Source organism: Piscinibacter defluvii, from assembly GCF_004011805.1.
Lineage (GTDB): Bacteria > Pseudomonadota > Gammaproteobacteria > Burkholderiales > Burkholderiaceae_C > Piscinibacter > Piscinibacter defluvii.
This window is the reverse complement of record NZ_ML137196.1, coordinates 436,313-455,939: the sequence shown is the minus strand read 5'-3', so window position 1 is coordinate 455,939 and position 19,627 is coordinate 436,313. Positions and strand designations below refer to the sequence as shown.

Sequence of the window (19,627 nt, the reverse complement as noted above, 5' to 3'; positions counted from 1 at the left end):
TCAGCTCCGCACTTCGCCCTGGCCGAGCACGATCCACTTCATCGAGGTCAGCCCCTCCAGACCGACCGGCCCGCGGGCGTGGAACTTGTCGGTGCTGATGCCGATCTCGGCGCCCAGCCCGTACTCGAAGCCGTCGGCGAAGCGCGTGCTGGCGTTGACCATCACGCTGGCGGAATCCACCTCGCGCAGGAAGCGCATCGCGTTCGCGTGGCTGTCGGTCAGGATCGCGTCGGTGTGGTGCGAGCCGTGGCGGTTGACGTGGGCGATCGCCTCGTCGAGCGAATCGACGACCTTCACGCTGATGATCGGTGCGAGGTACTCCTCGCCCCAGTCGGACTCGGCGGCCGGCACCACCTGCGCGCCGGCCACTTCGCGCAGCAGCGCCGCGGCGCGCGGCTCGCAGCGCATCTCCACGCCCTTGGCCGCGAAGATGGCGCCGATGGCCGGCAGGAAGCGCGGCGCGATCGCCGCATGCACCAGCAGCGATTCGGCCGCGTTGCAGGGGCTGTACTTCTGCGTCTTGGCGTTGTCGGTCACCTTGACCGCGAGCGCGAGGTCGGCGCTCTCGTCCACGTAGACGTGGCAGTTGCCGTCCAGGTGCTTGATGACCGGCACTTTCGCCTCGCGGCTGATGCGCTCGATCAGGCCCTTCCCGCCGCGCGGGATGATCACGTCCACCGCCTCGGGCGAGGCGATCAGGTGGCCGACCGCGGCACGGTCGGTGGTCTGGATCAGCTGCACCGCATCGGGCGGCAGGCCGGCATCGGCCAGCGCCGCCTGCACGCACTGCCACAACGCGAGGTTGGAGCGGATCGCCTCCGAGCCGCCGCGCAGGATGCAGGCGTTGCCGCTCTTGATGGCCAGCGACGCGGCCTCGATCGTCACGTTCGGCCGGCTCTCGTAGATCATGCCGAACACGCCCAGCGGCACGCGCATCTGGCCGACGCTGATGCCGGTCGGGCGGCGCCGCAGGTTGGTGATCTCGCCGATCGGGTCGGGCATCGCGGCGATCTGCTCGCAGCCTTCGGCGACGGTCTCGATCACCTTGTCGGTGAGCTTCAGACGGTCGACCATCGGTTCGGCCAGGCCGGCCGCACGCGCGGCCTCGAGGTCCTGCGCATTGGCGGCCTGCAGCGCGGCGCGGCCCGCGCGCAGGCGCCGGGCGAGCGCCAGCAGCGCGGCGTTCTTGGCGGCGGTGGAGGCCGCGGCCATCACGGTAGCGGCAGCGCGGGCGGCCACGCCCAGGTGGGCGACGGTGGCCTGGAGGTCGGCGGCGGTCATGCCGCGATTCTCCCTCAGGCGAGCAACGCGAGCACGGCGAGCCAGAGCGCCGCGGTGGCGACGAAGGCCAATGTCGAGAACACGATCGCGGCGGTCGCTTCCGCCTGCAGCGCGCCGTAGCGCTGCGAGAAGATCAGCGCGTTGCTGCCCACCGGCAGGGCGGCCATCATCACCACCACTGCCAGCGGCAGCCCATCCAGCCCGAAGCCCCAATGGGCGACCGCCAGCACCAGCGCCGGCTGCACCACCAGCTTCAGCACCGAGATCACGACGGCGCCGCGCGCCGCGCCTTCCAGGCCGTAGTAGGCCAGCGACATGCCGATCAGCACCAGGCACAGCGGCACGACCGCCGCGCCGAGCGTGGCGAGGATCTCGTCGGCCACCGTCGGCAGCGGCCAGCCGGTCAGGTTCCAGGCGAGGCCCGCCAGCACCGGCAGCACCACCGGGTGGATGATGGTGTTGCGCAAGGTGCGGCCGAGAGTCTTGACGAGGTGCGCGTTGGAGTGGCCGAGCGTGCGCCGCTCGCGCGCCAGGTCGAGTTCCACCAGCGCGGTCAGCAACGTCAGCAGCACCATCGCGTGCAGGCTGACGATGGCCACGTGGATCGCCAGGCCGGTTTCGCCGAACAGTGCCGCGGCCATCGGGATGCCGACCTGCACCGAGTTGCCGAAGGTGGCCGAGATGGCGCGCACGCTGGGCGCCGCGGCCGGCAGGGCGCCATGCCGGTTGGCGAGCCGCTCGCGCAGGTAGACGATGCCCAGCAGCACCAGCACCGGCACGAAGAACGCGATCACGGTGCGCCAGGGCAGCGCGGCCAGGTCGATGCGTGCCGTGGTGCGCACCAGCAGCGCCGGCACGAAGATGTAGAAGGCCGCGTTGGCGAGCGTGCGGGCCGGATCGCTGGTTTCCGTGTGCGGGCCGAGCCAGCGCAGCTTGCCCACCACCCAGCCGAGCGCGACGACCACGAAGATCGCCAGCAGCTTCAGGAAGACGAGGGTCGACATGCGCCGCGAGTATGGCCTCGCGGCGCGCGGCGATTGACCTGAATCAGGTCATTGCAACTCTGCGCGGCGCGGCATGTCGGCGCCACGCCGGGAACAGGTGATCGCCGCGGCGCGCGCCGCGAAGCCGAGCGCATCGCGCAGATCGTCGGCCGACAGCGCGGTCAGCGCGGCGCCGCTCAGTCGGTCGTGCTCCGCCAGCCAGGTCAGCAGCGCGCACTGGAAGGTGTCGCCTGCGCCGACGGTGTCGATCACCTTCACGGGGATCGGCGGCACGCTCACCTCGTGCCGTGCCGTCCAGCCGAGCGCGCCCTCGCCACCGCGCGTCACCACCACGAGCTTGACGCCCTGGGCCAGCGCCTGGGCGGCGAAGTCCTTCGGCGCGGTGCCGGGCACGACGAGCTGCAGATCCTCCTCGCTGACCTTCAGCAGCTGGGTGTGCGGCAGCATCCAGTCGATCTGCTCGCGCCAGACCTCGAGATCGGGCTCGACGTTCAGGCGGATGTTCGGGTCGTAGGCGATCAGCGTGCGCTGGTACTCGCGCTCGACCAGCATGCGCTGGGTCACCGCGGTCGGGCCGACCACGGTGGCGTAGGAGCCGAAGTTGATTGCCTTCACGCCATCGGGCAGGGTCGCCAGCGCGTCGGGCGTCAGGCGGCGGTCGGCACAGCCTTCGCCGTAGAAGGAGTAGGAGGGCACGCCCTTGGCGTCCAGGCCGATCAGGCTCAGCGTGGTGGGCGCCTCGGAACGCTGCACCGTCGAGGTGTTCACACCCTCCTCGTGCAGGGTGCGCATCAGGCGCTCGCCCAGGAAGCCCGTGCCGACCTGGGACAGGAAACTCACCGGCTGAGCCAGCCGCGCCAGGCCCACCGCCACGTTGAACGGCGAGCCGCCGACACGGGCGTCCAGCGTCATGCCGGTGGGTGTGTCACCGGCCGCGAAGACGTCGAACAGGGCTTCACCGCAGACCACGAACATGAGCTTGTCTCCTCGTCGAAATGGCCGCGAGCATCCTCCGAACCGGTTCGGGGCGCATCCGGGTTTTCCATTAATAAATCAACTTGATTTATTAAACACGGCCGACCAGAATTCGTTCCAGCCCGCCACCCCGGCGGTGCTGCCGAATCCACCACCAGACACTGTCATCCCGAGGAGACACTCGATGCACTTCAAGCACACCGCCCTGATCGCCGCCCTGTTCGCCACCGCCGGCTCTGCCCTGGCGGCCGACCAGGTGGTGATCGGCCTGATCACCAAGACCGAGACCAACCCCTTCTTCGTGAAGATGAAGGAGGGCGCCACGGAAGCGGCCAAGGCCAAGGGCGCGAAGCTGCTGTCCGGCGCCGGCAAGGCCGACGGCGACAACGCCGGCCAGGTGACCGCGATGGAGAACATGATCGCCGCCGGTGCGAAGACCATCCTGATCACCCCGAGCGACTCCAAGGCCATCATCCCGGCGATCAAGAAGGCGCGCGAGAAGGGTGTGCTGGTGATCGCGCTGGACAGCCCGACCGACCCGGCCGACGCCACCGACGCGCTGTTCGCCACCGACAACTACAAGGCCGGCGTGCTGATCGGCCAGTACGCCAAGGCGGCGATGGCGGGCAAGCCGGTCAAGATCGCCACGCTCGACCTGTTCCCCGGCCACCCGGTGGGTGCGCAGCGCCACAACGGCTTCCTGCAGGGCTTCGGTCTGCAGAGCTTCGACGCGAAGAACAACGAGCTGGCCAAGCCGGCCGAGGTGGTGTGCATGGCCGACAGCTTCGGCGACCGCGCCAAGGGCCAGACGGCGATGGAGAACTGCCTCCAGAAGAACCCGGACATCAACCTCGTCTACACCATCAACGAGCCCGCCGCGGCCGGCGCCTTCAACGCGCTGCAGAAGGCCGGCAAGGAGAAGGGCGTGATGATCGTGTCGGTGGACGGCGGCTGCGACGGCGTGAAGGACGTCGCCGCCGGCAAGATCGCCGCGACCTCGCAGCAGTACCCGCTGAAGATGGCCGCGATGGGCGTGGAAGCGGGTGTCGAGTACGCCAAGACCGGCAAGAAGCCGAGCGGCTACACCGACACCGGCGTGACGCTGATCGCCAAGAACCCGATCGGCGGTGTCGACAGCAAGGACACCAAGACCGGCCTGGACCTCTGCTGGGGCAAGAAGTAAGCCCTCTGCGTCGCTGACGCTTCGCACGGCCGCCCCCGGCCGGCCCGCCGGGCCGGGGGTCGCGCCGCCGCATTCCCCTCCCGCGGAGAGACCATCGTGGACACCCTGAAGAGCAAACTGCCGCCCATCGGCCAGCTCGGACCCTTCATCGCCCTCGTCATCGCCTGCGCCGTGTTCGGCCTGACGACCGAGCGCTTCTTCAGCGCCGAGAACTTCTCGCTCATCCTCCAGCAGGTGATGGTGGTCGGCGTGATCGCCATCGGCCAGACGCTGATCATCCTGACCGCCGGCATCGACCTGTCCTGCGGCATGCTGATGGCGCTGGGCAGCATCGTGATGACCAAGTTCGCCGCCGACCTGGGCATGCCCGCGCCGCTGGCCATCCTGTGCGGCATCGGCGTGACGGCGCTGTTCGGGCTGGTCAACGGCCTGCTGGTCACGCGCATCAAGCTGCCGCCGTTCATCGTCACGCTGGGCACCTTCAACATCGCCTTCGCGATCACCCAGCTCTACTCGGGCTCGCAGACCGTCACCGAGGTGCCGCCGCTGATGACCTGGCTGGGCGGCACCTTCAGCCTCGGCGGCGCCAACGTGGCCTACGGCACGGTGCTGATGATCCTGCTCTACCTCGGCGCCTGGTTCTGGCTGCGCGAGACCGCCGCGGGCCGCCATGTCTACGCGGTGGGCAACAACCCGGAGGCGACCCGCCTGGTCGGCATCCCGACCGACCGCGTGCTGCTCGGGGTCTACGTGCTGGCCGGCATCTTCTACGGCATCGCCTCGCTGCTGGCGGTCTCGCGCACCGGCGTCGGCGACCCGAACGCCGGCCAGACCGAGAACCTCGACGCGATCACCGCGGTCGTGCTCGGCGGCACCAGCCTGTTCGGCGGCCGCGGCGTGATCCTCGGCTCGCTGATCGGCGCGGTGGTCGTCGGCGTGCTGCGCAACGGCCTCACCCTGATGGGCGTCTCGTCCGTCTACCAGGTGCTCATCACCGGCATCCTCGTGATCCTGGCGGTGGCGATCGACCAACTGTCTCGCAAGGGAGGCCGCTGATGGCTGCTCCGCAACTCGTGATGCAGGCCCGCGGCCTGGTCAAGCGCTACGGCCAGGTCACGGCCCTGGACGGCGCGGACTTCGAACTGCGCGCCGGCGAGATCCTCGCCGTGATCGGCGACAACGGCGCCGGCAAGTCCTCGCTGATCAAGGCGCTGTCCGGCGCGACCATCCCCGACGAGGGCGAGATCTTCCTGGACGGCAAGCCGATCAAGTTCGGAAACCCGATGGACGCGCGTCGCGCCGGCATCGAGTGCTGCTACCAGGACCTGGCGGTCGCCCCGGCGATGACGATCGCCGAGAACCTGTTCCTCGGCCGCGAGCTGCGCCGCGAGGGCTTCCGCGGCAATGCACTGCGCATGCTGGACAAGAAGAAGATGCTCGAGGTGGCGATCCAGCGCATGGCCGACCTGAAGGTGGGCATCCGCTCGATGACGCAGGCGGTGGAGACGCTCTCCGGCGGCCAGCGCCAGTGCGTGGCGGTGGCGCGCGCGGCGGCCTTCGCGCAGCACGTGGTCATCCTCGACGAGCCGACCGCGGCGCTGGGCGTCAAGGAGGGCAACATGGTGCTCGAGCTGATCCGCCGGGTGCGCGACAAGGGCCTGCCGGTGATCCTGATCTCGCACAACATGCCGCACGTGTTCGAGATCGCCGACCGCATCCACGTGGCCCGCCTGGGCCGCCGGGCCGCGATCCTGAACCCGAAGAAGATCAGCATGAGCGACACCGTGGCGGTGATGACCGGCGCCATGCCGCCGGAGAAGATCCCGGCCGAGTGCCTCGCGCACTGACGGGAGGCGACCACCATGCTCAAGGGAATCAACCCGCTGCTCGGGCCGGACCTGCTGAAGGTGCTGGCCGAGATGGGCCACGGCGACGAGATCGTGCTGGCCGACGCCAACTTCACCGCGGCCTCGCTCGGGCGCGGCAAGCCGGTGATCCAGATGCCGGGCGTCGGCGTGGCGGCGTTGGCCGAGGCGGTGCTGTCGCTGTTCCCGCTCGACCAGTACGTCGAGCGGCCCTGCGCCTTCATGCACGTGGGTGGCCAGGCGCCGGACTACCGCTCGGCGCTTCAGCGCGAGGTGATCGCCGCAGCGGTCTCCGCCGGCCACGCGCAGGACGCACAATTCGAGGCCATGGAACGCTTTGCCTTCTACGACCGGGTGCGCAACGCCTTCGCCATCGTGCAGACCGGCGAGCTGCAGGCCTACGCGAACTTCCTGTTCAAGAAGGGCGTGATCGCACAGCCGCTGCGCCCCTGATGATGAAGAGCGCACATGCCGGCGGCGAGACGCGGCTGCGGCCGCGGGGCTCGAACCATGTCGGCATGCGCCAGTTCAACGAGCGTGTCGTGCTGCAGGCGATCCGCCTGCACGGCAGCCTGCCCAAGGCCGAGATCGCCCGGCTGACGCACCTGACGCCGCAGACGGTGCAGATCATCATCGCGCGGCTCGAGGCCGACGACCTGGTGCGCAAGCTGGCCCCGGTGCGCGGCAAGGTCGGCCAGCCGTCCGTGCCGATGGCGCTGAACCCCGACGGCGCGTTCTCGATCGGCATCAAGATCGGCCGGCGCAGCATGGACATGCTGCTGGTGGACTTCGTCGGCCAGGTGCGCGAACGGCTCGCGCTCGCCTACGACTTCCCCGACCCGGACACGCTGTTCGACGAGATCGACGCCCGGCTCGACAAGCTCGCCACCGCGTTGCCCGCCCGGCTGCGCGAGCGGCTGCACGGCGTGGGCATCGCCGCGCCGCTGTCGCTGGGTGGCTGGCACGAGGTGCTGGGCATCGCGCCGGAGAAGGCGGCCAAATGGCGCGACGTGGACATCCGCGAGCGTGTCGCGGCGATGACCGAGCTGCCGGTGGGTCTCGTCAAGGACACCGCGGCGGCCTGCGTCGCCGAGCTGGTGGCCGGGCGCGGGCGCAGCATCCGCAGCTTCCTGTACGTGTTCGTCGACACCTTCATCGGCGGCGGCCTGGTGCTGGACAGCCACCTGCGCTCGGGCCTGCACGGCAATGCCGGGGCGATCGGCTCGATGCCGCTGGGCCGCGTGACCCAGGGCATGGCGCCGGCACGCGAGCAGCTGCTCGGCGTGGCCTCGCTCTTCAACCTCGAGGCGCTGTACCGCGAGCAGGGGCTGGATGCCGGTGCGGTCGCCGACGGTCGCGCCCTGCAGGCGCCCTGGCTCGAGTTCACCGAGCGCTGGCTGGCCGAGGCCGCCTCGGCGGTGGCGCTGACCGTGAACGCCGCCGCCTGCCTGCTCGACCTGGAGGGCGTGATCGTGGACGGTTCGTTCAGCGCCGCGTTGCGCGACCGGCTGCTCGCCGCACTGGTGCCGGCGCTGGACCGGCACAGCTGGGAAGGCGTGGAGCGCCCGGCGGTGCTGGCCGGCACGATCGGTTCGGACGCCCGCGCGATCGGCGGTGCGCTGCTGCCGCTGTACGACAACTTCGCGCCCGACCGCGACCTGTTCCTGAAGCTCGACGCCTGAGCCGGGGCGGCGGCGGCGCTCAGCGCCCGCCGAACATCATCTGCCGTGCCAGCGCCGAGCGCGCGGGCGCGAACGCCTGCAGTGCCGCGAGGCCCAGCCCGCGTGCCACCCCCGCGCCCGGGATCGACCAGGTGAAGCTGCGCGCGAGGAAGTCGGTGGCCGCGATCATCGACCAGCGGTCCGGCGCGCGCTGCCACTCGAGCCGGCGCAGCGCCGCATCGACGCTCGGCCCGCGCCGCAGCGCCTCCACCAGCGACCAGGCGTCGCGCAGGCCCAGGTTGAGCCCCTGTCCGGCCACCGGGTGCAGCGTCTGCGCCGCATTGCCGATGCGCACGGTGCGGCCCTGGGTCAGGGTGCGCTCGGCATTCAGGCCGAGTGCGAAGCGCTTGAGCGGCGAGAGCGTGGCCGGCGTGCCCAGGTCGGCGGGCAGCAGGTGGCGCAGCACGGCCAGGCGCTGGGCCTCGTCCAGCGCCGGCAGGGGGTCGTCGTCGGCGTCCACGCACCACACCAGCGCCGAGCGGCGGTCGGGCAGCGGCAACAGGGCGAGCGGGCCGTGCCGGGTGAAACGCTCCACGGCCACGCCGGCGGGCGCGCCGTCGGCCCAGCCCAGCGTGCCGACCCAGGCCGCCTGGTGGTAGTCGTGCGCGACCGCCTTGCGCGCCTGCTCCGCGAACACCCCGCCTTCGGCGACGACGGCCAGGTCGAAACGCTCGGCCAGCCCGGCGTCCACCTCGACCGCGCCGTCGAGCGGCTTGAGCCCGGTGACCGGCTGCCCGAAGCGGGCCTGCAGCCGCGCCGGTTCGCCAGCCACCCGCTCCATCCAGCGCGCCTGCAGGCGGCTCACCAGCGCGCCGTACGAGAGCACCGCGCCGAGCATCGGCACGCCCTCCTCGCGCGCCAGGATGCGCAGCTCGGGCGGGTGCCGGCCCGGCCAGGGCGCGGCGGCCTGCTGCTGCGACACCCGCACCTCGAGGATGGATTGCGCCGCCGGCGCGGGCCAGGCGTCCAGGCGCCGCAGCAGCTGCACGCTGCCCAGCGCCAGCGCGAGCGTGCGCGAGTCGCCGCTGAGGTCCTTGTCGGCGGCGCGGCCGTCGAACAGCGCGATGACGGCCTGCGGCAGCAGCTCGGCTGCACGCAGCGCCAACGCCAGGCCGACCGGGCCTGCGCCGATCACGGCAATCGAATCAACACGGGTCATGAGGGACACGTCGACATTGTCACGAACGCGCCCCGGAGAGGGTTGTTCCCCACCCTGCACCGGGGGGGCCTGGGGCACCCGGTGGGCCGCACCTGATTGCAGAATAAGCCATCGAACGCGGGCTGCCGGAAGACCGGCCGGATCGCGCCAACTCAAGGCTTGGAAACCACGATGAAGACGAAACTGCTGGGTGCGCTGTGTGCCTTGTCGCTCGCCGGCCCGACCATGGCGGCCACCTGCACCAGCACCTCGAACTGGGGTCCGCTGGGGCCCCCGGGCCTGGAAGTGTTCGGCCATGCCTTCGGGTCCACCGGAAGCTACCTCGACTGCTACACCTTCACGCTGAGCGGGCCGGCCGTGTCGTTCGGCGGCGTCATCGAGCGGGATCCCAGCCTCTGGGGCTTCGACCTGAACCAGCTGGCGATCGACGTGACTTCCGTGAGCCTGTTCAACGGGGGCATCACGCTCGGCAAGACCGGATCGCTGTTCGATTCCGACAGCTCGCCCTGGGACTTCACCTTCAACGGACTGACCGCCGGCACCTACACGCTCGCGGTGGCCTCGAGCATCACGCAGGAGTGGGGCATCGTGCCGGGCCTGGTGGGTTACAAGGGCAGCATCGCCACGGCAGCACCGGTTGCCTCGCCGGCCCCGGAGCCCGAGGCGCTGGCCATGATGCTGGCCGGCCTGGCGGGTGTGGGTGCCGCAGTCAGGCGCCGGCGTCGCGCCTGAAGGCGGTGCAGGTTCGGTCAGTGCGACGGGCCTGCGGGCCCGTCATTTCTTTGCAGTCGTCCCGGCAGCGCACCCGAGGGCGACAAGTCTGCGGCGCGCATCACGCTCCCGGCCCCGGGGGTTCCCCCCGGGGTGTATACGGGGCCAGCGCCCCGGGGTAGTGTCTCCGTCCCACTCGCCAGCTCCACGCCACCATGCAACCGTCCACCTCTTTGCTGCGCGCCGCGCGCCCTGTGCTCGCCATCGCGGCCGGCCTGCTGGTCGCCGCCTGCGGGGGCTCCGGCGGCGACACCCAGATCGCCGTCAAGGTCAACAAGGGCGAGATTTCGGTGCACCAGGTGCAGGCCGTGCTGCAGCGCCAGCCGCGCCAGGTGGCCAACGACCCGGCCGAGCGCGCCACCGGGCGGGTGCTCGAGCTGCTGGTCGACCAGGAGCTCGCCGCGCAGGCCGGCGCCGACGCCGGCCTCGACAAGGATCCGCGCGTCGTGCAGCTGCTCGAGGCCGCGCGGCGCGAGCTGCTCGCGCGCAGCTACCAGGAACGCGTGGCGGACAAGGTCGTCGGCCCCAGCAGTGACGAGATCGACCGCTACTACACCGCGCGTCCCGAGCTGTTTGCCCAGCGGCGCCTGTACGTCCTGCGCGAGACGGCGGTCGAGCCGATGGCCGATGCCGCGACGGTGCAGGCCGTGGTGGCCCGTGCCGGCTCGGTGGACGACATCGAGCGTGGCCTGCGCGAGGCGCACATCCGATTCGAGGGCCGGCTGCTGGCCCAGGCCGCCGAGGATCTGCCGCAGGCGGTGCTGCGCCAGGTGGCGGGGCTCGAGCCGGGCCAGTCGGTCTTCATGGCGGTGCCTGGGGCCTCGCGTGTGTTCACGGTGGTGCAGTCGGTCAAGGCGCCGATCGACCGGCACACCGCCAGCAAGGCCATCGAGGTCTTCCTGATCAACGAACGCAAGGCGGCCGCCGTTGCCGAGGCGATGAAGAAGCTGCGCGACGAGGCGCGCATCGAGTACGTGGGCAACTTCGCCAAGGCGGCGCAGGAAGCCGCCTCGGCGGCGGCCCGTCCGGGGGCGCCGCAGTGAACCCGGCGGGCATCGCCGGCGGCCGCGCGGCGGCCGGCCCGGTGCTGCCGGTGCGCGGCGGCCTCGACCGGGTCGCCTTGGCGCTGGTGGTCGCGGGCCTGCTGGCGCTGTACGTGCCGCTGTTGTGGGACTGGTCTGCCGGCGCCTGGTCGATCGAGACCCAGGGCCATGAACTGCTCGTGATGGCCATTGCTGCCTGGCTGGTGTGGCGCCGCCGCGAGGAACTGCTGGCGCTGCCGGACCGTCCCGCGCTGCTGGCCACCACCTTGGTGTTCGCGGCCGCCCTCGGGTGCTACCTGCTCGGGCGGCTGCTCGGCGTGTTCCGCCTCGAGCTGCTGTCGATCATCCTGCTGCCGGCCGCGCTGGTGCTGTGCTTCAAGGGCTGGGCCGGGCTGCGCACGATCTGGTTCGCGCTGTTCTTCCTGCTGTTCACCGTGCCGCTGCCGTTCTCGCTCGTGCTGACGATCACCGGGCCGATGAAGACCGCTGTCTCGGCGGTGGGCGTGCAGCTGCTGCAATGGGTCGGCTACCCGGTCGGCCGCACCGGCGTGATCATCACGATCGGCCAGTACCAGCTGCTCGTCAACGAGGCCTGCGCCGGGTTGCAGACGATGTTCGTGCTGGAGGCCATGGGCCTGCTCTACACGAACCTGATGAACCACCAGTCGCTGCTGCGCAACGCGCTGCTGGCCGTGCTGGTGGTGCCGGTGGCCTTTCTCGCCAACGTGGTGCGCGTCGTGAGCCTGACGCTGATCACCTACCACTTCGGCGATGCGGCCGGGCAAGGCTTCCTGCACGGCTTCGCCGGCATGGTGCTGTTCATGGTCGCGCTGGTGCTGGTGATCGCGGTGGACGGCCTGCTCGGCCGGGTGCTGCCGACGCCGCGGGAGGCACGATGAACCCGCTGCGCCGGCGTGCGCTGGTGCTCGCGCTGGGCATGGGCTCCACCGCGGCGCTCGCGGCCTGGATGAAGCCCCGGCCGGCCGACCCCGCGGACCGGCTCGACCTCGACGCCCTGCTGCCGGAGCGTTTCGGCGACTGGCGCATCGATCCGGAAAGCGTGGCCTTCGTGCGCGCCGCCGACCGGCGCGGGGCGCAGGTGCAGATGTACGACCAGGTGCTCGAGCGCACCTTCCTGAACGACCGGGGCCAGCGCGTCATGCTGTCGATCGCCTATGGCGCCGACCAGTCGGCCGACATGCAGCTGCACCGACCGGAGGTCTGTTACCGCGCCGGTGGCTTCGAGGTCAGCACGCCGAACGCGGCTGCGCTGCCCGTGGGGGCACGCGGACTGCCGGTGACGCGGCTCGTCGCCCGCTTGCCCGGTCGCCCGGAGCCCATCACCTACTGGGCCGTGGTCGGCGGGCGGCTCGACCAGGGTCGACGCCCGTCGCTGCGCGAACGGCTCGTGCACCTCGGCCAGCGACGCCGCAGCGACGGCCTGCTGGTGCGCCTGTCCTCGATCGACCCGCACGCCGAGGGCGCCTGGCAGCTGCACTCGCAGTTCGCGGCGGACATGCTTCAGGCGCTGCAGCCTTCGTCGCGAGCGCGCCTGCTCGGCGAGGCGGCACACCCCTGAAGGGGTGAGGCGCAGCGTGCGATTTCTGTCACGCCGCGCGACGACGGCGCCACTATGATCCGCGCACCCGGCCACCCTGGCCGGGCATCGCAATCACAGGTCGGGGGTGGTCCATGGCGCTGATGGATTTCATCAAGAAACAGTTCATCGACATCATCGAGTGGGTGGAGCCGGCCGACGGCACGCTCGCCTGGCGCTTCCCGATGGCCGACCGCGAGATCCAGAACGGCGGCTCGCTGACGGTGCGCGAATCGCAGATGGCCCTGTTCGTCAACGAGGGCAAGGTGGCCGACGCATTCGGCCCTGGCCGCTACACGCTGACCACGGCGACGCTGCCCATCCTCACCTACCTGCAGAACTGGGACAAGCTCTTCAAGAGCCCGTTCAAGAGCGACGTCTACTTCTTCAGCACGCGCCAGCAGGTCGACCAGCGCTGGGGCACCACCCAGCCGGTCACGATCCGCGACAAGGATTTCGGCGCCGTGCGCCTGCGCGCCTTCGGCAACTACAGCTACCGCGTCGCCGACCCGAAGCTGTTCCACACCGAGATCTCCGGCACGCGCGACACCTACACCGTGGCCGAGCTCGACGGCCAGCTGCGCGCGCTGATGCTGCAGCACATCTCCGACGCCGTGGCGAGCAGCGGCATCGCCTTCCTCGACCTCGCTGCCAACCAGATCGAGTTCGCCAAGGCGCTGCAGGAGGCCACCGCGCCCGCGTTCGAGAAGATCGGCCTGAAGCTCGAGGGCGTGACGGTGCAGAACGTCTCGCTGCCCGAGGAACTGCAGAAGATCCTCGACCAGAAGATCGGCATGGGCATGGTCGGCGGCGACATGGGCAAGTTCATGCAGTACCAGACCGCGCAGGCGATCCCGAAATTCGCCGAAGGCGCGGCCGGTGCCGGCAGCGGCGGCGGCGTGGTCGGCGATGCGATGGGCCTGGGGGCCGGCGTCGCGCTCGGTCAGGTGATGGCGCAGCAGCTCTCGCAGGGCCTGCAGGGTGCCGGGCCGCAAGCGGCTGCCGCGGCAGCCCCGGCAGGCGTCAAGCCCGACGAGGTGATGGCCACCCTCGAGAAGCTGGCCGACCTGAAGGCCAAGGGCATCCTGACGCAGGACGAGTTCGACGCCAAGAAGGCCGAGCTGCTGAAGAAGCTGGTCTAGGCCGCCCTGCGTCTTGGCCACCGAGCCGAGCCCCCAGCGCGGCTACCGGGCCGCGTGCCCGAACTGCGGTGCGCCGGTCGAGTTCCGCTCGGCCGCGTCCGCCTTTGCGGTCTGCAGCTTCTGCCGCAGCACGATCGTGCGCGACGGCGCGGCGCTGCGCCGCATCGGCCAGTCGGCCGAGCTGTTCGACGACCATTCGCCGCTGCAGCTCGGCGTGGCCGGGCGCTTCCAGGGCGAACCCTTCACGCTGGTCGGCCGGCTGCAATACGGCTACGGCGAAGGCACCTGGAACGAGTGGCACGCCCTGTTCGACAACGGCCGCTCGGGCTGGCTGAGCGAGGACAACGGTGCCTATGTCTTCGCCTTCGATGCGCGCCTGGACGCCGCGGTGCCGCCGGCCGAGCAGCTGCGCGCGGGCCAGTCGGTGGTGGTGGCCGGCCAGCCCTGGTCGGTGGCCTCGGTCACCACGGCGAGGCTGATCGCGGCCCAGGGCGAGCTGCCCGCGGCGCCGAAGCCGGACCAGGCCTTCGTCGTGGCCGACCTGCGCAGCACGCGCGGCGAGGTCGGCACGCTGGACTACGGCGACCCGGCCGCGCCGGCCTGGTCGGTCGGTCGCTCCGTGGCGCTCTCGGAGCTCGCGCTCACCGGCCTGGCCGAGGCGAGCGAGAAGACGCTCAAGGCGCGCGGCGTCGAGTGCCCGAGCTGCGGCACCGCGCTGACGATCAAGCTCTCGACCACGCAGTCGATCGTCTGCCCCCAGTGCCACGCGGTGGTCGACGTGTCGCAGGGCGTGGGCGGCGACCTGCGGCACTACGCGCAGGAGAACGGCAGCGAGCCGCAGATCCCGCTCGGCAGCACCGGCACGCTGGCCATCCTCGGCAAAGGCCCGCTGCCCTGGCAGGTGGTGGGTTATGCCGAACGCTGCGAGGTGGCACAGGGCGGCGACGACGAGCAGACCTTCTGGCGCGAGTACCTGCTCTACCACCGGCAGGCCGGCTTCGCCTTTCTCGTGGATGCCGAAGACGGCTGGAGCTGGACCGCCCCCATCACCGGCGTGCCCGAGCGTGCCGGCGAGTCGGTCAAGTACCAGGGCGTGCTGTACCGCAAGCTGTACGACTACACCGGCAAGGCCACCTACGTGCTCGGCGAGTTCTACTGGCGGCTCGAGCGTGACGCGCTGACCTACAACACCGACTACCAGGGCACCGGCGGCGCCTCGGCGAAGCGCCTGAACCGCGAGCGCACCGGGGGAACGGGCGAATCGGGCAGCACGCAGGAGATCACCTGGTCGGCCGGCGAGACGCTCGCGGCCGAGGCGGTGCTGAAGGCCTTCCGCCTCGAGACCGACAAGCTCGCGGCGATGAAGCGCGACACGCTGCCGACCTCCGGCAACGCCGCCTCGCTGCTGGCCAAGCTGTTCTTCTGGGGCTTCGTGCTGGCCGTCATGCTGATCATGTTCAAGTGCGACGGCGACGAGTGCGACGACCTCCGGGCCACCTACGGCGAGGCGAGCGCGGAGTACCAGAACTGCGCACGCAATCGCAGCAGCGGCAGCAGCGGCTGGCGCAGCGGCGGCGGCTCGTTCGGCGGCTATTCCAGTGGCGGCAGCCACAAGTGATCATCCGGATTCACGAGGAGAGTTCCCATGCTCGGCATCGAATGGCTGAAACCCGCGGTCTTCTTCGGCTCGATCCTGTACGCGATGATCGGCGTCGCGGTGTTCTGGATCTGCTTCGTCGTCGTCGACAAGCTGACGCCCTACAAGCTGTGGGAGGAGATCGTCGAGCACAAGAACGTGGCGCTGGCGATCGTGGTCGGCGCGGTGGCGATCGCGATCGGCCAGATCGTCGCGGCCGCGATCCATGGCTGAATCGCGCGCCGGCGCCGCCGACGGCGGCGCCGCGCCCGAGGCGCACATCAGCGCCGCCGAGCTGGCGCTGCTGGCCTCGGTGTTCGTCATCGCCGCCTGCGGGCTGCTGTACGAGCTCGCTGCCGGTGCGCTCGCCAGCTACCTGCTGGGCGACTCGGTGCTGCAGTTCTCGACCGTCATCGGCACCTACCTGTTCGCGATGGGGGTGGGCTCGTACCTGTCGCGTTTCATCGACCGCCAGCTGGTCGCGCAGTTCCTGCGCATCGAGCTGCTGGTCGGGCTGATCGGCGGGCTGCTCCCGGCGGCGCTGTTCGCGCTGCACAGCGTCGCGGCCGGGTCGTTCCGCTTCGCGCTGTATGCGCTGGTGCTGGTGGTCGGCACGCTGGTCGGCCTCGAGATCCCGCTGGTAATGCGCATCCTCAAGCGCCACTTCCGCGACCGCTGGGCGCTCAAGGACCTGGTGTCGCAGGTGCTGACCTTCGACTACCTCGGCGCGCTCGCGGTGGCGCTGGCCTTCCCGCTCGTGCTGGTGCCCCAGCTCGGGTTGATCCGCACCGGGCTGTTCTTCGGCCTGCTGAATGCGGCGGTGGCGGTGTGGGCGCTGTGGCTGTTCCGCGGCGAGCTGCGCGGGCTCAAGTGGCACGCGCTGGCGTGCGCCGGCACGCTCGCGGTGCTGACCGCGGCCTTCGCCGGCGCCGACCAGGTGACACGCTGGGCCGAGGACCGCTTCTACGGCGACCACATCGTCTACAGCGAATCGAGCCCCTACCAGCGCGTGGTGGTCACCTCGAGCCAGGCCGGCGTGCGGCTCTACCTGAACGGCAACCTGCAGTTCCACTCGCGCGACGAGTACCGCTACCACGAGGCCCTGGTGCACCCGGCGATGGCCGCGATGGGCGCGCCCAAGCGCGTGCTGGTGCTCGGCGGCGGCGATGGCCTGGCGGTGCGCGAGGTGCTCAAGCACCCGGGGGTCGAGTCGATCACGCTGGTCGAGCTCGACCCGCACATGACCACGCTGTTCTCCAGCGCGCCGCTGCTGCGCGGCCTGAACCAGGATGCGCTGCATTCGCCCAAGCTCACGATCGTCAACGCCGACGCCTTCGGCTGGCTCGAGCAGGACAGCGGTCGCTACGACGTGATCGTGGTCGACTTTCCCGACCCGACCAACTTCTCGATCGGCAAGCTCTACACGACGAGCTTCTACCAGCTGGTCGACGAGCACCTGGCCGCCGGCGGCTACGCGGTGGTGCAGACCACCTCGCCGCTGATCGCGCGGCGCAGCTACTGGACCGTGGTGGCCACCATCGAGGCCACCGGTCTCACCGCCACGCCCTACCACGCGCATGTGCCGAGCTTCGGCGAATGGGGCTTCGTCATCGCGAGCCGGCGGCCCTGGCGGCAGCCGGCCGCGCTGCCCGCCGGCCTGCGCTTCCTGTCGCTGGACGGGTTGCCGGCGCTGTTCGCCTTCCCGCCCGACATGGCGCGGGTGGCCGCCGAGCCCAACCGCCTGTCCAACCAGGTGCTGGTGCATCTGTTCGAGGACGAGTGGGGCAAGGTCCACCAGTGAACCTGCACCGGCGCCGCTGGCTCGCCGGCAGCGCCGCGCTGATCGGCCTGCCCGCACTGCCGGGCTGCGGCCGCCGTGGCGCGGCCCTGCCCGAGGCACGCTGGATCGGGGCGTCGCACGAGCGCGGCCACCGGCTGCGCGACGCGCCCGCCGGTGGCGCGCCGGCGCAGGTGCACGAAGCCGACGCACTGGTGCTGGGCGCCGGCATCGCCGGCCTGGCGGCGGCGCGCGCGCTGCTGCGCGGCGGGGTCGACGACCTGCGTGTGCTGGAGCTGGAAGACATGCCCGGCGGCAACAGCCGCGGCCACCGCATGGACGGCATCGCCTGCCCGCTCGGCGCGCATTACCTGCCGGTGCCCGGCGAGCCGGCGGTCGAGGTGGCGCAGTGGCTGGAGGAGATCGGCCTGCGCCGCAGCGAGGCCGGCCGCGTGGTCTACGACGAACGCCATCTCTGCCACAGCCCGCAGGAGCGGCTGTTCCTCGACGGCCGCTGGCACGACGGCCTGCTGCCGCCGGTCGAGGCCCTGCCCGAGGCGCAGCAGGCCGCGACGCGGGCGCAGTACCGCCGCTTTGCGCAGCGGATCGGCGAGCTCGGCGCGGGCGGTGCCTTCCGCCTGCCCACCGCGCGCGCGCCGTGGGGCGCGGCGCTGGCGGCGCTGGACGCGACCAGCTTCGACGCCTGGCTCGACCGCGAGGTCTTCGACGCCCCTGCGCTGCGCTGGTACCTCGACTACTGCTGCCGCGACGACTACGGCGCCGCGAGCGCGCAGGTCTCGGCCTGGGCCGGGGTGCACTACTTCGCCAGCCGGCACGGCTTCCACGCCCCCGGCGAGGAGGACGCCGAGCGCGAGGGCGTGCTGACCTGGCCCGAGGGCAACGCCTGGCTGGCGCAGCGCCTGGCCGCGCCGCTGGGCGATCGGCTGCGCGGCGGGCTGCTGGTCACGCGCGTGGCCGAACAGCGCCAGCAGGTCGAGGTCGACACCTGGTCGGCCGCCACGCAGCGGCGCGAGCGCTGGGTCGCGCCGCAGGTGGTGCTGGCCCTGCCGCTGTTCGTCGCGGCCCGGGTGCTGGAGTCGCCGCCCGAGGCCCTGCGCGAGGCGCTGGCGCTGCAGCGCCATGCGCCCTGGCTGGTGGCCAACCTGCGCCTGGACGGCCCGCTGGCCGACCGCCCGGGTGCCGCGCCGTCGTGGGACAACGTGCTGTACGGCAGCCGCACGCTGGGGTATGTCGACGCATCGCACCAGCGCCTCGACCCGCGCCCCGGGCCGACCGTGCTGACCGTCTACCACGCGCTCGGCGGCCGCACGGCGCAGGAGACGCTGGCGGCGCGACGCAGCCTGCTCGAGCGGCCCGCCGCGGCCTGGGCCGCCGAACTGCTCACCGAGCTGGCGCCGGCCCATCCGGACCTGCCGCAGCGCGTGAAGGCCATCGACCTGATGCGCTACGGACATGCGATGAGCATCCCGGTGCCGGGCCTGCGCGGTGCGCCGGCCCTGCAGGCGCTGGCCGAGGGGGGCCGGCGCCTGCAGTACGCGCACGCCGACCTGTCGGGCTACTCGGTGTTCGAGGAGGCCTTCTTCCACGGCCACCGCGCGGGCACGCGCGCGGCCGCCGCCCTCAGGACTCGTTCTTCAGCTTGACGGCCTTGGGCGCGTCGGGCGCCAGCGCCTGCGCGCGCAGCTTGCGCAGCGCGCGGCGCAGCTCGGCATCGCCTGCGGGCGCGGCCTCGGCGGCTTCGCGCGCGGCCTCGCTGCCGCGCTGCTGCGAGCGCTTGATCGACTCGCGGTCCTCCAGGTGGCGCAGCCGCTGGCGCAGCTGGTTGGCCACCTCCTCGACGTCGGCCAGCCCGGTGTGCGCATCGGTCTTGGGCAGCGCGACGACACGCTTGTCCTTCATGCGCACCTGCAGCCGGCAGATGCGGTTGTTCAGGCCGCGCCGCAGCGTGAAGCCGCGCTCGTCGCGCTCCTCGATGGCCACGTCGCGGATGTTCTCGAAGGCGACCTGGTGCACCTTCTGCCCCCAGCCGCGCTGGAACCACAGGTTGTTCGCGCTGACCGCCACGCGCTGCCAGCTCAGCAGGTCGAAGGCCACGGCGCCTGCCCAGCCCAGCAGCGCCAGCAGCACCATCCACCACGACTGCAGCAGCCCCGCGATCCAGAACAGCGCTCCGGCACCGGCGGCGGCGGCCACCACGCGCATCGCGCCGGGTTCGGCGGTGCGCCAGACATCGCGTTCGTACACGTAGGCCTGCGGCTCGCCCACGGCCAGCGGCGAGACCGACCAGGCCACCGCCTTGATCGCACGCGAGGCCAGGACGTGCACGGCCATCGCGCCGGCCAGGGCCATCGGCAGGGTGAGCGTCGCCCGGATCAGATCCATGTGCGCACATTAGCGATTCCGGCGCGCGAATCAAAGCCTTGCGTGCGGCCGTCGTGCGAAATGCACGTCC

General features: G+C 71.3%; 19 protein-coding genes. 14 read left to right on the top strand and 5 right to left on the bottom strand.

Translation table 11 applies throughout. From position 1 onward, the window contains the following. Genes D9C15_RS02060 through D9C15_RS02050 form a run of 3 tightly spaced genes read right to left on the bottom strand, consistent with a single transcriptional unit; the run spans position 1 to position 3,260 of the window. Positions 1–1,281 carry a glutamate-5-semialdehyde dehydrogenase gene (locus D9C15_RS02060; protein ID WP_127995753.1) on the bottom strand — a complete coding sequence of 427 codons (1,281 nt, stop codon included), beginning with the start codon at positions 1,279–1,281 and terminating at the stop codon, positions 1–3. Positions 1,282–1,295: 14 nt separating this feature from the next. Further along, entirely contained in the window at positions 1,296–2,285 is a 990-nt protein-coding gene (locus D9C15_RS02055; RefSeq protein ID WP_127995752.1) for an AEC family transporter, read from the bottom strand. Positions 2,286–2,333: 48 nt separating this feature from the next. After that, positions 2,334–3,260, bottom strand: coding sequence for a carbohydrate kinase family protein (locus D9C15_RS02050; RefSeq protein WP_127995751.1), 927 nt, complete (start codon positions 3,258–3,260; stop codon positions 2,334–2,336). A 184-nt stretch (positions 3,261–3,444) separates the two neighbouring features. Between D9C15_RS02050 and D9C15_RS02045 the strand changes: the two genes are divergently transcribed. The 5 genes from D9C15_RS02045 to D9C15_RS02025 all read left to right on the top strand — a co-directional run bounded on the left by D9C15_RS02045 (position 3,445) and on the right by D9C15_RS02025 (position 7,990). Continuing rightward, on the top strand, positions 3,445–4,443 hold the full coding sequence (locus D9C15_RS02045; RefSeq protein ID WP_127995750.1) for a sugar ABC transporter substrate-binding protein: 999 nt from the start codon (positions 3,445–3,447) through the stop codon (positions 4,441–4,443). A gap of 96 nt (positions 4,444–4,539) precedes the next feature. Then, the gene (locus D9C15_RS02040; RefSeq protein ID WP_127995749.1) at positions 4,540–5,499 is read left to right on the top strand and encodes an ABC transporter permease; all 960 of its coding nucleotides are present in this window, start codon (positions 4,540–4,542) and stop codon (positions 5,497–5,499) included. Beyond that, the gene (locus D9C15_RS02035; RefSeq protein WP_127995748.1) at positions 5,499–6,290 is read left to right on the top strand and encodes an ATP-binding cassette domain-containing protein; all 792 of its coding nucleotides are present in this window, start codon (positions 5,499–5,501) and stop codon (positions 6,288–6,290) included. Before D9C15_RS02040 ends, D9C15_RS02035 begins: the two co-directional genes overlap by 1 nt. A gap of 15 nt (positions 6,291–6,305) precedes the next feature. Next, a complete protein-coding gene (locus D9C15_RS02030) occupies positions 6,306–6,761 on the top strand; it encodes an RbsD/FucU family protein (protein ID WP_127995747.1) in 456 nt (151 codons plus the stop codon). Further along, a complete protein-coding gene (locus D9C15_RS02025) occupies positions 6,761–7,990 on the top strand; it encodes an ROK family transcriptional regulator (protein ID WP_127995746.1) in 1,230 nt (409 codons plus the stop codon). The genes D9C15_RS02030 and D9C15_RS02025 overlap by 1 nt, the downstream gene beginning before the upstream one ends. Before the next feature lie 19 nt (positions 7,991–8,009). Here D9C15_RS02025 and D9C15_RS02020 read toward each other — a convergent pair whose 3' ends face one another. Continuing rightward, positions 8,010–9,188: an FAD-dependent monooxygenase gene (locus D9C15_RS02020; RefSeq protein WP_127995745.1), complete on the bottom strand. Its 1,179-nt coding sequence runs from the start codon at positions 9,186–9,188 to the stop codon at positions 8,010–8,012. A gap of 171 nt (positions 9,189–9,359) precedes the next feature. Between D9C15_RS02020 and D9C15_RS02015 the strand changes: the two genes are divergently transcribed. The 9 genes from D9C15_RS02015 (at position 9,360) to D9C15_RS01975 (ending at position 18,818) form a co-directional block, all read left to right on the top strand. Further along, positions 9,360–9,920 carry an FxDxF family PEP-CTERM protein gene (locus tag D9C15_RS02015; protein WP_127995744.1) on the top strand — a complete coding sequence of 187 codons (561 nt, stop codon included), beginning with the start codon at positions 9,360–9,362 and terminating at the stop codon, positions 9,918–9,920. A gap of 194 nt (positions 9,921–10,114) precedes the next feature. After that, positions 10,115–11,002 (top strand): EpsD family peptidyl-prolyl cis-trans isomerase, encoded by an 888-nt coding sequence (locus D9C15_RS02010; RefSeq protein ID WP_127995743.1) that lies wholly within the window; start codon positions 10,115–10,117, stop codon positions 11,000–11,002. Beyond that, positions 10,999–11,901 carry an exosortase B gene (xrtB, locus tag D9C15_RS02005; protein WP_240668252.1) on the top strand — a complete coding sequence of 301 codons (903 nt, stop codon included), beginning with the start codon at positions 10,999–11,001 and terminating at the stop codon, positions 11,899–11,901. The genes D9C15_RS02010 and xrtB overlap by 4 nt, the downstream gene beginning before the upstream one ends. Then, positions 11,898–12,581, top strand: coding sequence for an exosortase C-terminal domain/associated protein EpsI (locus D9C15_RS02000; protein WP_127995742.1), 684 nt, complete (start codon positions 11,898–11,900; stop codon positions 12,579–12,581). The genes xrtB and D9C15_RS02000 overlap by 4 nt, the downstream gene beginning before the upstream one ends. Positions 12,582–12,694: 113 nt before the next feature. After that, positions 12,695–13,741 carry an SPFH domain-containing protein gene (locus D9C15_RS01995; RefSeq protein ID WP_127995741.1) on the top strand — a complete coding sequence of 349 codons (1,047 nt, stop codon included), beginning with the start codon at positions 12,695–12,697 and terminating at the stop codon, positions 13,739–13,741. A 13-nt stretch (positions 13,742–13,754) separates the two neighbouring features. After that, the gene (locus D9C15_RS01990) at positions 13,755–15,359 is read left to right on the top strand and encodes a DUF4178 domain-containing protein (protein WP_127995740.1); all 1,605 of its coding nucleotides are present in this window, start codon (positions 13,755–13,757) and stop codon (positions 15,357–15,359) included. A 27-nt stretch (positions 15,360–15,386) separates the two neighbouring features. Next, complete coding sequence (locus tag D9C15_RS01985) at positions 15,387–15,611, top strand: DUF350 domain-containing protein (RefSeq protein ID WP_127995739.1); 225 nt, start codon at positions 15,387–15,389, stop codon at positions 15,609–15,611. Further along, positions 15,604–17,178: a polyamine aminopropyltransferase gene (locus tag D9C15_RS01980; RefSeq protein WP_127995738.1), complete on the top strand. Its 1,575-nt coding sequence runs from the start codon at positions 15,604–15,606 to the stop codon at positions 17,176–17,178. Before D9C15_RS01985 ends, D9C15_RS01980 begins: the two co-directional genes overlap by 8 nt. After that, entirely contained in the window at positions 17,175–18,818 is a 1,644-nt protein-coding gene (locus D9C15_RS01975) for an FAD-dependent oxidoreductase (RefSeq protein WP_310734454.1), read from the top strand. Before D9C15_RS01980 ends, D9C15_RS01975 begins: the two co-directional genes overlap by 4 nt. On the opposite strand, the gene D9C15_RS01970 is transcribed toward D9C15_RS01975, so the two are convergent. After that, complete coding sequence (locus D9C15_RS01970) at positions 18,796–19,557, bottom strand: hypothetical protein (RefSeq protein WP_127995737.1); 762 nt, start codon at positions 19,555–19,557, stop codon at positions 18,796–18,798. The two genes, D9C15_RS01975 and D9C15_RS01970, sit on opposite strands and share 23 nt — an antisense overlap. Positions 19,558–19,627 lie beyond the last annotated feature (70 nt).